The 12,065-nt window shown below is 49.9% G+C and carries 10 protein-coding genes and 1 pseudogene; 4 read left to right on the forward strand and 7 right to left on the reverse strand.

Annotation, left to right across the window (positions count from 1 at the left end; translation table 11 throughout):
• Positions 1 to 273: 273 nt before the first annotated feature.
• The 7 genes and pseudogenes from AC2YI2_RS34525 to AC2YI2_RS34555 form a co-directional block, all read right to left on the reverse strand.
• On the reverse strand, positions 274 to 810 hold the full coding sequence (locus AC2YI2_RS34525; protein WP_487391044.1) for an IS3 family transposase: 537 nt from the start codon (positions 808 to 810) through the stop codon (positions 274 to 276).
• Between the two features lie 26 nt (positions 811 to 836).
• Positions 837 to 989 (reverse strand): annotated as a pseudogene (locus AC2YI2_RS34530) (IS3 family transposase); the annotation flags it as partial.
• A gap of 47 nt (positions 990 to 1,036) precedes the next feature.
• Positions 1,037 to 1,306, reverse strand: a complete 270-nt coding sequence (locus tag AC2YI2_RS34535) for a transposase (protein ID WP_487391045.1) — start codon at positions 1,304 to 1,306, stop codon at positions 1,037 to 1,039.
• Between the two features lie 177 nt (positions 1,307 to 1,483).
• Positions 1,484 to 3,274: an asparagine synthase (glutamine-hydrolyzing) gene (gene asnB / locus AC2YI2_RS34540; protein ID WP_487391046.1), complete on the reverse strand. Its 1,791-nt coding sequence runs from the start codon at positions 3,272 to 3,274 to the stop codon at positions 1,484 to 1,486.
• 38 nt (positions 3,275 to 3,312) lie between these two features.
• Positions 3,313 to 5,331, reverse strand: a complete 2,019-nt coding sequence (locus AC2YI2_RS34545; protein WP_487391047.1) for a glycosyltransferase — start codon at positions 5,329 to 5,331, stop codon at positions 3,313 to 3,315.
• A 32-nt stretch (positions 5,332 to 5,363) separates the two neighbouring features.
• Entirely contained in the window at positions 5,364 to 6,302 is a 939-nt protein-coding gene (locus AC2YI2_RS34550; RefSeq protein WP_487391048.1) for a hypothetical protein, read from the reverse strand.
• 24 nt (positions 6,303 to 6,326) lie between these two features.
• The gene (locus AC2YI2_RS34555) at positions 6,327 to 7,343 is read right to left on the reverse strand and encodes a methyltransferase (RefSeq protein ID WP_487391049.1); all 1,017 of its coding nucleotides are present in this window, start codon (positions 7,341 to 7,343) and stop codon (positions 6,327 to 6,329) included.
• Positions 7,344 to 7,945: 602 nt separating this feature from the next.
• On the opposite strand from AC2YI2_RS34555, the gene AC2YI2_RS34560 reads away from it, so the two are divergent.
• The 4 genes from AC2YI2_RS34560 (at position 7,946) to AC2YI2_RS34575 (ending at position 11,739) form a co-directional block, all read left to right on the forward strand.
• Positions 7,946 to 8,158: a hypothetical protein gene (locus AC2YI2_RS34560; protein ID WP_487391050.1), complete on the forward strand. Its 213-nt coding sequence runs from the start codon at positions 7,946 to 7,948 to the stop codon at positions 8,156 to 8,158.
• A gap of 83 nt (positions 8,159 to 8,241) precedes the next feature.
• Entirely contained in the window at positions 8,242 to 10,014 is a 1,773-nt protein-coding gene (gene asnB, locus AC2YI2_RS34565) for an asparagine synthase (glutamine-hydrolyzing) (protein ID WP_487391051.1), read from the forward strand.
• A 14-nt stretch (positions 10,015 to 10,028) separates the two neighbouring features.
• Positions 10,029 to 10,886 (forward strand): hypothetical protein, encoded by an 858-nt coding sequence (locus tag AC2YI2_RS34570; protein ID WP_487391052.1) that lies wholly within the window; start codon positions 10,029 to 10,031, stop codon positions 10,884 to 10,886.
• 19 nt (positions 10,887 to 10,905) lie between these two features.
• Positions 10,906 to 11,739, forward strand: coding sequence for an MbnB/TglH/ChrH family RiPP precursor modification enzyme (locus AC2YI2_RS34575; protein ID WP_487391053.1), 834 nt, complete (start codon positions 10,906 to 10,908; stop codon positions 11,737 to 11,739).
• The last annotated feature ends 326 nt before the right edge of the window (positions 11,740 to 12,065 follow it).

Consider the following 12,065-nt stretch of genomic DNA (forward strand, 5'->3'; position numbering starts at 1 on the left):
GCTGGACGCGCCACCCATGGCCGCATAACTTAAATCAAACGGTCTTCGGCAAACCTGGTGCGGCTCAATTAGCTCAGTCTTGAAATTTCGAAAACGACTGATCTGCCTCATCGGAATTGGTCGTGCATGGTTATAAGCTATTGATTTATATGGATCACGATCGCAGCTGCGCTAGGACTGCGCTACCCCAAACTTGGAAACTAAAGTTAACTCAGTTTCAAAATATCTGGCACGACATCTTGAATAGCCCCGCGTTTCGTAGACACCCTCAGGTTAGATTTTCTGCTGTTTCTCGAACTCGACGGGCGACAGCATTCCGTTTCTGACGTGCTTGCGTTTCGGGTTGTAGAACATCTCGATGTAATCGAACACATCTTGCCGTGCCTCATCGCGTGAGCGGTAGACCCGACGGCGTATCCGCTCCCGCTTCAGAAGATTGAAGAAGCTCTCAGCGACCGCGTTATCATGGCAGTTGCCACGTCGGCTCATCGAGTGGACCAGATTGTGATGCTTGAGGAACGAGGCCCAGTCCATGCTGGTGAACTGCGAGCCCTGGTCCGAGTGGACCAGCACCTGGTCTTCCGGCTTGCGCCGCCACACGGCCATAAGCAGAGCCTGCAACACAGCATCCGTGGTCTGACGGCTCTGTATTGACCAGCCGATCACCCGGCGAGAATAGAGATCGATGACGACGGCAAGATAGGCGAAGCCCTCGGAGGTCCGGATATAGGTAATATCCGTGACCCAGGCTCTGTCCGGAGCTTCGACGTCGAACTGCGGGTCAGACGTGCAATCCGGTTCGGGCAGCATGTCTCGCCTTGGTCGAGAAGGTCGTCGTGAAGCTTCCGATAGCCGTAGACCTTGCCGCTCTCCTCCCATGACTTCCGCAAAAGGTCGGTCTGTCGCCTATCCTCGATGCCTCGCCTGCTCAACGGAGCTTTGAGCCAGGCATAGAAGCCGCTGGGATGGATACGCAGGCAGTGGCACATCGTTCGCACCGAGAATTGCCGTCGATGCTCGGCGACGAAGGCGTACTTCACTTTGCATCCCTGGCGAAGTACGCGTCCGCTTTTTTTAAGATATCGCGCTCCTCGGTGACGCGAGCCAGTTCCTTCTTCAGCCGCCTGATCTCGTCGGTCTCGTCGCCGGCCTTGGCATTCGACGTGCCAAACTTCTTCTTCCACTCGTAGAGCGAATGCTGGCTGACCCCCAGCCGTTGCGAAACCTCCGCATCCGGATAGCCTCGTTCGGTAACCTGACGCACCGCGTCGCGCTTGAACTCTTCCGTGAAATTGCCTTTGCCCATGTAGGCCTCGTGCCTCAAATTTAGGGGAGAAGGCGTCTACAAATCTAGGGGCTATTCACTATGCCAGATCCGTGACGCTCAGAAGAATCTTCCAAGCCTACACTAGCTTAGTCTTCAAATTCCTGAATTGGCCTACCTTGTTTTTGGAATTACAGACCTTCGATTAGTTACAAAGATTTAAGCCGAACAGAATTTTCTTTGGAATATTGCGACGCTCATACACTTCATCAGGAGGTAGTTCGCGGCAGGATAACCTCGGTCGCCTAAAGAATATAGCCGTTCAATCTCATCATGATTGAATAACGAATCGGACTGGCTGAGGTATGAAGAGCAAAATTCTTGAAATATGGCCGCACTGGCCAATTTCATCATTTCCTCAGATTGCCTAACCCCCATCAGCCCGCCGGCGAAAAAGGGAACTTTAGGAAGCATTGCGAAGGTTTCCGGAATGTATTGCCTTGCAACTTCGCGTACAATCCTCTTGTCGTAGAAGAGATGCGAATGCCACTTGGTCGGGATTGAGCAAAGCAACTCCACCAACCTGTGGTCCAAATAGGGCACTCGAATTTCGCGGCCGTTTGAAGCTGACGTCCGATCTTCATGCCAGAGATTATACGCAGCAAGGTCACCAAGCCTAATCCTCTGCCAATCGCGTTCGTCGTCCCCATCCTGCCTTGCGAGACGGATATAGGGCCGCAGAGGAGCGGAAACCTCGATCATCTTATTGGTAGCGATGCGATAGGCCCGGGATTCCATCGACGCGAAATTCAACCAATCGGGTGCGGCAAATCCGGAATATCCTCCTGCAAACTCATCCGCTCCTTGGCCAATCAAAAGAACTTTCACGTTGGGGTGCGACTTCTTAACCGTACGATACAGGTGCTCCTTAAGCAAAATCTCAGGCTCAAACAGTGGCTGCTCAAGCGCCCAAATTAACTCCTCCACGTCTTGAAGGGTTAAATTCCGGAGATGCCCAGCTGCATTTCTATCATCAGGTGCAATTGAATTAAAGGGAATTCCTAAGATCTGAGCAATATCCCTAGCCGATTCAGCATCGCCAGAAATTTCATTTACACTGCTCCTCAGGGAAAATGCAGTCAAATCACACCCAATTTTTTTTGCGATTGAGGCAAGAAGGGAAGAGTCGACGCCTCCGCTTAAGCAAATTCCCACCGGATATTCACTCATTAGCTGAATCTTAACACTATCTTCTAAAATATTTTTATATCTTTCTATGACTTCCGTCGTCGAATTCATGAATTTATCGTGCGCTGTACTCTCGAATGGCGACCAGTAATTATGATTGGAGACATAACCGTCCCTCCAGATCAAATATTGTGCCGGGTCAACCCATTGAATGCCTTGGATTCCGGTGGCAAGCGCAACCCCGTTCGAGCGTTCATAAGGGTAAACACTATTGGGAACGTGCTCTAAACAACTAAGATCGAGCCGCCTGGGCGATGACGGGTGGGCCACAAGTGCCTTCAATTCCGAACTAAAGATTAATCCATGTGAGACGGGGGCGACATATAGCGGCTTAACACCTAATCGATCGCGCGCAAGAAATAGCGTACGACTTACGTCGTCCCAAACAGCAATGGAAAAAATTCCATTCAGCATGCCAACAAAATTAGGGCCATATTTCTGAAAGAGGTGCATTACAACCTCGCAATCAGAGTCAGAAGCCGGCATCACATTTGGAAGATATAAACTATAAAGGTTCTTGTAATTGTATATCTCGCCATTCACAGCCACAACATACCGGCCATCCGAGGAGACAAAGGGCTGACGACCGCCAGCTGAGTCAACAATCGCCAACCTTCGAAAAGCGACCTGAAAAATGCTGGCAGTTCTAATCGACTCGTCGTCAGGGCCTCGTCGCGACAGGCGGTTCGCCATAAGTGCAAGCACTCTGTCACGCTCGCTCGGCGCCAGCTCGATCCCAACCCATCCAGCAAAACCACACATGACAACCTCTCGGCTTCACGCAACGATCAGTCCTGTCGTCACCTATCTCCCCCCTCCCATCCATACCCGTTACGCCACTCTGCGAATACGAGACATTTATCCTTCTTAAGGCGCATGAGAGCATCCTCGACCTTCAAGGAAACTTGAGCATCACTTTCCGTTCGGCAGAAATACTGGGCCATCATATCTGTCACTGCCTTCACGGTACGAGTCCCGTCGCACAAACGCATCAGCCGATATGTGGCGTCGTCGATACGGAGCTCGACGGGCGCTAGGTTTGGGGTCCTAACAAATGCTACCCGAAGATCTTCCACTGGCAATTCGAGTAAATCCTGAAGAATTTGCTTAGGAGGCTGGGGCCTGCCAGGGTTAATCAAAAATATTTTTGACACATTATATTCAAATGATCTAAAAACGATGTCGCGCGCAACGATGGGAAATAGTGTTAGGCTATGATCGGAGAGCTTTCGGTTGCCGATGCGACAGATAGCCGGGAATTGTGACGTTGTTTTCGGCACCGTCATGTGATGTCCAACTAAGAGGCGCGCGTGTGCGTAACGCAATGCATCGCAAAATTGCGATTTCCACTGAGTTGGCTCTGAATCCTTAACGAACGCTAGTAGAGCTTCGCAATACTGAAGAGCCTTGTCGTAATCCCAGCGATCTTCTTGCCTCCAGGATACCGCGTGATATGCTCCTGAGATGTTCTCCTCAACGAAAGAAGGCAGTTCCGGCAATAGGCTTCCGGCATCTTGCTGAGAAGTTGGCTCTTCTCTCGCCTCTGATCCAGCAAGTCGGTGGTTGGAAATACAATTTTTGATCAATCGCTCCCATCCCCCGATGAAATCATTCCAATCTTGCACTTGCGTTTCAACTGGAAACAATTTCGCAGCTTCTGCCCCTATCGAGCGGACCCGATCAATATCCGAAAGGACGGATCCGAGCTTTCTAGTTAATCCTTGGATATCCTTTGGATCGTCGATCACCACAAGGTTGCGCATATCGACCAAGTCTTCTTTATATTTAAGCTTGTCGAAGATCTCAGACGATAGCACCAAACATCTTCCGCAAGATAACACTTCTGTTGGTACAATGGGTCCGTGAATTTGCACGGGGAAATCTCTCTCGAGAAAACAGATTGCGTCGCATTTTTTTAGAAATGACGGTACTCTCCAGTTGGGCATTAGCGGGATAACTGTGGTTCGCTCTGCTAGAGCTCCATTCCCAATCTCCTCCATCAGGCGCGCGCCCTGCTCAGCGCCTACCAATGCAAGGAAATTGAATCTATATCCGTCATCGGCCAGATTCCTGAGCGCGGAGATCAAGTCAAACGTGCCCTTTGCCACTCCTATCTTCCCATAAATACCTATCGATGGGACGCCCGGAGTGGTATTCTCAAGCTCGAAGCGGGTCCCCGGGAGTGCAGAAATCGCATGAGGATGAAAAAATGTGGGATCCGGAGAAAAGGTCAGGCCAGTGCGAATTCTAGTTCGCGACACGCCTGTTCCCACGAAACGATTTACTAGGTGAGGCTGCGTGACAACTATGTCCGCCATCTTGAGCATCTCGCGGTATGCGGCTGACAAATCCGGAACCGCAAATAATCTGTCGAGGTCGCTGCCAGCGTGCTTGATTACGAGCGGCATCCCTGTCCATACCGAAGCAAGCGCCGCAGCCATCGCGTATGGCTCAAAATAATAGCCCAGTACCATTGAACAGCCTTGGGCGCGTATGACGTCTGTCGCAAGAGATGCTAGCTTCGTAACGAATGGGTTGCCTGCCGGAATATGCCCCATTACGGAAGTGTCATATTGTGTAGCGTTGTGCACCTTCACGAAACCACCAGACTCACTGAACTCCGGCTGAAGAAATGGATTGTCGTCAGGAAGTAACTGAATTCGATAGCGCTCCTCAACCTCGTCGGCATTAGTCACAACATGAATCTGATGCCCACGCTGCGCCAACCCTCTACACAGCCAATAAGTCTGAGCCGACACACCCCCTTCGATTGGTGGATACTTCCCAACAACACATATTTTCATGTGAACGGCCCCCATAGATTTCCTCACGGCAATTTTCGTTCTCTACTTTACAAATATAAAATACGATCCGACAGTATACTATCTGACGACATACTTTCTATCATTCGATTTTTATGAAGAATTATCAACATGTGGTGCGCAAACACCGGAGAGACGTCCGCGGCTGCGGCAGCTTCTTCGACGGAGAAATAGCCCTCCTTCGATACTGCGAAGTTCAATATGGCAAGCTGCGCCGAGTCTGTCTGATCGCTCTGCTTTTGTGCAAGCCGCTCCTGAACGGCGGAGCGCCAGTTTGGATCATCGCCCAGCCCCATCGCTGATCGAAATTCCGTAGAAATCTTGAACCCGCGTCTAAAGAGTTCGTCATCAGACACCAAGAAGCCGAACGACAGTAAACCTCTGTAGAGGCGGCCAATTACGGGGGATGCGGCATGAACTAGGTCCGTGGGGTAAAAAGCCCAAAATCCTCTCTCAGGTATGTCTACCACTCCACAATCAAATTCAGGCAAACCACCCTCCGATGGCTTCCTGAAGAGTACATTACAGCGCAAGATCCTGAATTCTTGCCCTCCTTCTGTGAGCTTAGAGTCCAGATGCTTATGAACGGAACTTCCAGGCGAAGTATAGCTTAGAAACGATCCTTTATAGTTATCCTCACGAAGAGATTCTATTTTTAAGCGCCGAATGACACGGTCTCGGATGGTCCAGAAAGCATCAGGAAGTGGAATTTGAACAGATTCGTCTGCTTCAGGCATCCAAATTAGATTTTGCGCATGAATATCGCCCACGTCTTTCTGAAGGCGCCGTGTAAGAGCCCTATCTGACGCTCTAAAAGGCGTAGAAAATACGCCTACGTCCACAGGATTTGCTAAGAGCTCTCCACGAGTGTGTCGCTCCTGAGCCCAGACTGTAAGCTCCTGCTGCTCGCCTAGGGTGACCACGTCACTTCCGATTAGAACCTCATTGGGACCGAGCAGATGTATCATACTTGCCTCTTTTTGGCTGAGCGATCAGTATCCATCGTTCGAATTCGACATTTTACGCAGTCCCTTGAGAGAAATTTCATCCCAAAGAGTGTTTTCGACTCCAAAGATGTTAACTGTCCTTGCCTTGTGCTCATCAGCTTGTATTACGGCGACTGCCGGCCGAATTCCACTTACCCCTAAACTTCCAAGATGCTCTCGCATTGTGGTCGCCGCTCTATCAAAGTCTGAGATGGTACCGCCCAATTCCGTTGCACCAAAGCGTATGCTATAATCGTCGGCACTCGCACTCGCCCCTAAGATAACTGAGACAGAGCAACCTTCCGTCCTGCAAACTCTTAGAAGCCAATCCGTGTCTAGGCTCTCGTATTCCGGCACCTCGAAGACAATCACAGCGTGTCCTGAAGCTGAAAGCGCTGAAGAAATGCCAGTGAAGACTGCCTCAACGGCCTCTCCTCCAGTTCGGCCGCCAAACCGATAGAGCGCCCCAGAGTATCCATCTGGGGTAGGTACATAGGGCGGCTGGGAAGCAACAATATCAAATGCCTCGCCCCTAACCGGCGCAAACCAATCTCCCGCGCGAAACTCTATATTGTGCACGTCGTTCATAGCAGCATTAATCCTCGCGAATTGCAGCGCACGAGGATTTACATCAGTTGCCACAACGGAGTTCGCGAACCGCGACATCCACATCCCCACTGCACCAGCTCCACAGCCAAGATCCAGTGCTCGATCAACTTTCCTTGAAGTGTGAATGAAGTTTGCAAAGGCATTGGTTCCGGGCCCAATGCCGAACACAGCCCCTATACAGTTTGCCTCAAGCACATCAGATAAAACGAGGAACCCGTGATACAGCCGCCAGTCAAAAGGTGTCTGTACCTTATTCTCCCAAGCAAGGAACAACCCGACAGCTATAGCGTCCTCCGATAGCTTCTTACCAAAGAAAGATATGACGTCTTCTAGATCCAATGCTTCGCGGAGAACTAAGAGTCTATACGCGGACCCGTACGCATCATCACGTCTTCTTGCATTCCACATCAGCATCGGCAGTTGCAGACGCGGAGGCAGGCTTTCGTGTCGACAAAATTCTTTTGGCAATCTGCGTTCCGTAAGCCCAGCCGCCGAGACCCTATTCTTGAACTCTCGAAGAAAATCTCCTCGGTTCTGGAGGAGACTATCAATCGACGGCAAATTGCGGTGTGGTGCGACGGTTCCCGGCGACCCAGCCAGCATCAGCTCTCCTCTCAACCTTGTCACCAGATATCTCTTCGCCAAAACTACAACACTATTTACTCGAAGCGCAATCCATGCTTACATTAATAACTCGTTACAATCTGCATCGGACGGCCAGGCCGCTTCTTGCTTTTGGCGTCGTTAGTGTTCATTTCGTAACGACGGGCGCCGTGAACAAACGGAGAAGTCGAATGACAAGTAATGACAGGGGAAATGAGGCGAGAGGCACCGCTCGAAAGAGTGGCGATCCGGTGCACTCTGAGAAGATCCCGGAAGTTAAGGCAAACGTTGTCAGAGTAGAGTTTTCTATCGACGACTTAGTTAAGAAGCTGATAGCAGACAACGGAGTTGAAATTTCTAGCGGCTGCAAGGGTTGCAGTTCATGTTCCGCTTGAGCACTTGGAGGTTCAGCAATGGCTAGCAACGATGACGGATCAGTTCCGAACCCGCAACCACGAGTGGAGGCTTTGGCCCTGATGAAGGATGCGCAAGTCCACATCACAAAGGACAATAAGCTGCAGATCGATTTCCAGATCGATGATCTGCTAAAAAAGCTGATTCCTGATGCAGGAGCGGGAACGGCGAATTGTGGCGGTTGCAACGGTTGCACGGGCTGCTCAATGTAGCACTTGGGAAGCCGGCACACCCCTTGGAGGTATCATAGGCGAGGCAAATTCCATGCTCCGGTCCGCGCGAAGGCTGCCATAGTATGTGCGGGATCGCAGGGCAACTCGGTTTTGGCTCCAATTGTTCGATCTACCCTTTATTGGAAGCCATGAGCCATCGCGGCCCGGACGGTATGGGGATGCAGCAGTTCGGCGATTGTCAATTTGGAGCTAATAGACTCGCACTAATCGGAACTCGCAACGGCGACCAGCCAATCTTGAACGAGACAAGAGACCTGTCGCTAATATTCAATGGCGAGATCTACAACTATAACATCCTGAGGCGCGAGCTAATTTCGCGTGGCCATCAGTTTACCACAGACACCGATGGCGAAGTAGTACTCCACCTATACGAGGAGCTAGGAGAGAGGTGCGTTCAAAAGCTGGAAGGGATGTTTGCTTTCGCAATCGTTAGCGAAAAAAATCTATTCATCGCGAGAGATCCGCTGGGGATAAAGCCATTATACTATTGGATCTGCAAGACCGGCCAAAGATTTGCTTTTTCATCTGAGATAAAATCTCTTCTGCGCATCGATGACATTGACGTCACGCTCAATATGCAGGCTATAATCGACACACGGCTTATTCGGCATGCTGTCGGCGACGAAACTTACTTTAAGGGCATAAAGCTCTTGCTCCCCGGCCACCACCTAAACATCTCGCACGAGGCAAACTATCTCACCGACATGCGGGTCTCCAGATATAGCGACGGACTGCCCGCCCGTGCGCACACCTCTATTGACGAGGCCGTTGAGCACCTTGAGTGTTCACTCGTGGACGCTGTGGCATCCCATTTACACGCTCATACAAAAATCGGGCTCACGCTTTCTGGCGGATTGGACTCAACATTGATCGCGATGATTGCGCGCGAAGTATCGGCTGAACAGCTGACTTCTTTCACAATAGCGGATTCACCCGACAATACCGATTTAGTCCAAGCCCACAACGTCGCGCGAATGTTGGAGTTTAATCACACTCCAATCATTATTGATTTCGAGACGTATAAGGAAGCCGTCCCACACTATTTGTGGACGCAAGAGGAGCCGGCGAGTCTTCATGGCTTGCCATTTCATTTGCTTTGCAGAGCGATCTCGCCTTCTGTTAAAGGTTGCCTTCACGGAGAGGGGGCAGACGAGCTTTTCGGAGGCTATCAGGAATACCTTCATGCGCAGCAATACCTTAGCGGTTTTGGCGAACGTCTGAAACAGCTTAGCCAGGCCGGGTTTTTGCCTAGCCCACAAGCGTTTGAGCTACTTAGCAACCTCGTCCAATGTGACACGGAAGGCGCCTATGTGGAGCAGTTGCTCCGCGATAATATGGCTCATCAACTGGAACGACTTCATCTCCTATTTGTCGACAGATCATCCATGTCGCACAGCGTTGAGATGCGCGTACCCTACCTTGACAATTCTGTGGTGAACTTTGTGACTGGATTGCCGACTAATCTGCTGGTTCGAAGTGATCTAGGCGTGGGAAAATACATCTTGAGAGTGCTCGCGTTGCGCCGATATGGCACGCCAATGTACGATATCGTTCTCCGTGAGAAACATGGATTTCCAAGGTCTGGAAGCAGCCACTATAAAAGCTTCACAAGGTGGTGCGAGACTACACTTCCCAGTGAGTACTTGGAAGTTCATCCCTTCGGTAAACTGTTCTCGAACAAGCTGGACCTCTTCCTATTCGACATATTCTACGAGTTGTATTTTGACCGACGCCACTGGTTCGAAGATGGACTGAGTGTCAATGAGTTCGCAAAATCACGTAGCTCGGCGCTACTGGGCGGTCAGAGGGAAGCGCTACGAAGCCTTTTACCCTGATATGAGGTAATTCTATGAGCTTAAGTGAGATGCAAGCATGCCTCGCTCGGATTTATGTCGATGACGAATTCTTTCGGAAATTTGTGAATAATCCCTCCGATGTTTTAGATCACTATGGCTTATCTTTTCAAGAACGAGACGCCATCTCGGGCATCGATGTGAAAAGGCTGACGAATTTCCGCGGTACTTTGTTCAATAAGCGCATGAGCCGGTTGCGCCGCGGTTACCCCTGTTGTTTCAAAGCAAACGGCACAATTCTTCAAAATTTAGCGGCAAGATATTTTCAGCTTTTTCTGCCGCGGGCGCATGGAATTGGCTACGATGACGTCATTGACTTCGGATACTTTCTAGAATCTGCCTTAAATAGATCAAGTCCCGAGGAACATTTTTTACTGAACTTGTGCCGCTTTGAGCGTACGTACCGTGAGGTATCACTTCTTGATTATAATGCAACGACAGAAAATGAGTTCAAAGACTCGGCGCCTGTTGTGATTAGCGATAATGTTAAGTTGGTCGATTTTTCTTACGACATTGTTTCATTGCATACTGAGATCGAAGCACGCGGTTCTCTAGTTCGAGTTCCGACACAGGAGCATTCGTTCTTAATATATAGACGCCCAAGTTCGAACGGAGATATAGTATTGACCAGAGTAAACAAATCGACCTGGATTTTACTTCACCTTTGCAACGGCCGCCGTAGACTACACGACCTTGTGGAGGAAGCGAAGCTGAACATTGGACCGTCCTTGACAACCGAAAGCGTCAGAAGTGCCCTTCATCACCTGGCTGCAATCGGCGTGATTGCCGATGCTTCACGAGCAGGAATCAAGACTTCGTTCCGTTCCACGATTGATTCGGAGTCCGAGAACTGACAACTCTGAGGAGGTTTCCATGCAGTCCACCAATGCAATGCTATCCCAGCTCCCTCGACTTGGATCTGGACTTGGATACCGTCAAGAAATTCGACAGCAAATTTTTGAGTTCAGGTCACAGATCGATTTCTTGGAAATCATCAGCGATCAGTTCTTAGGCAAAAGCAACTCTGCAAGCATTTTGGAGGAGCTATGTGAAGAATTCACTGTTATTCCTCACGGGATTGGAATGTCTCTTGGGTCGTCGACATTCGACATGTCGTATCTTAAGGCGGTCAGAATCGTCAGCGAAACTACCGGTTCACCATTCTACAGCGAGCACTTGGCTATGACAAACGCCGGCGGCTTGGAGATCGGTCATTTGTCCCCGCTATGGTTTACTGAAGACGTACTTCAAGTTACATGCGATAACGTCAACCGTGTACAAGATTATTTAGGAAAGCTTCTTGTAATCGAAAACGTTACCTATCCGTTTGATATTCCAGGCGCTGAGATGACCCAGGAAGCATTTTTTCATCGACTGGTAGAGACGACCAATTGCGGCATATTACTCGACATTACCAATGTATACATAAATTCTCTAAATCATTCATTCGATCCTTTTGGATTTATTGTTCGGATGCCCATCGAGCATGTCGTGCAGATACACTTGGCTGGAGGATATTGGCATCAAGACCAAATGATAGATGGACATTCTGAGATAGTGAACGAAGAGGTTTGGAGTCTCCTAGAGAGGCTGTCAACGGTCGCGCCAATTAGAGCGAGCATCCTCGAGCATGACGCAAGTTTTCCAAGTGACTTCACGGTTCTCACAAATCAGCTTGAACGCGCGCGTAAGTTTATCTGCAAATAGATCATCGATGCTCCGAAACTACCGCACAGGCTCTCAGCACTGTCGCGCTTCTACCAGGCAGTGGCCCGAAATGTCATAAAACACGCAAAACGTGACATTTTGAATTAAAGTGGACCTAGCGCATTGTTCTTGCTGCGGAAATCTTAGCTCGAAAATTCTGTCGCTCTTTCTTTCAATCGGAAACATAACAATGGGACTGGAAACCAGCCCTATTGTGAGGATCGTTGAAACAAGCGCGGGTATTGACAGAGCAGGAATTCAAACGGCTGCTGGCTGTGGTGGCTCAGGGCAAGCACGCGGGCCGGAACCGGCTCGCTCTCATGTTG

The organism is Rhizobium sp. SRI_017, assembly GCF_057586295.1.

Coding starts and splice junctions, on each gene's coding strand:
- AC2YI2_RS34555 (WP_487391049.1), bottom strand. CDS start 7,343: ATGCTGATGTGGAATGCAAGAAGACGTGATGATGCGTACGGGTCCGCG.
- AC2YI2_RS34545 (WP_487391047.1), bottom strand. CDS start 5,331: ATGGGGGCCGTTCACATGAAAATATGTGTTGTTGGGAAGTATCCACCA.
- AC2YI2_RS34560 (WP_487391050.1), top strand. CDS start 7,946: ATGGCTAGCAACGATGACGGATCAGTTCCGAACCCGCAACCACGAGTG.
- asnB (WP_487391046.1), bottom strand. CDS start 3,274: ATGTGTGGTTTTGCTGGATGGGTTGGGATCGAGCTGGCGCCGAGCGAG.
- AC2YI2_RS34550 (WP_487391048.1), bottom strand. CDS start 6,302: ATGATACATCTGCTCGGTCCCAATGAGGTTCTAATCGGAAGTGACGTG.
- AC2YI2_RS34575 (WP_487391053.1), top strand. CDS start 10,906: ATGCAGTCCACCAATGCAATGCTATCCCAGCTCCCTCGACTTGGATCT.
- AC2YI2_RS34570 (WP_487391052.1), top strand. CDS start 10,029: ATGAGCTTAAGTGAGATGCAAGCATGCCTCGCTCGGATTTATGTCGAT.
- AC2YI2_RS34535 (WP_487391045.1), bottom strand. CDS start 1,306: ATGGGCAAAGGCAATTTCACGGAAGAGTTCAAGCGCGACGCGGTGCGT.
- asnB (WP_487391051.1), top strand. CDS start 8,242: ATGTGCGGGATCGCAGGGCAACTCGGTTTTGGCTCCAATTGTTCGATC.
- AC2YI2_RS34525 (WP_487391044.1), bottom strand. CDS start 810: ATGCTGCCCGAACCGGATTGCACGTCTGACCCGCAGTTCGACGTCGAA.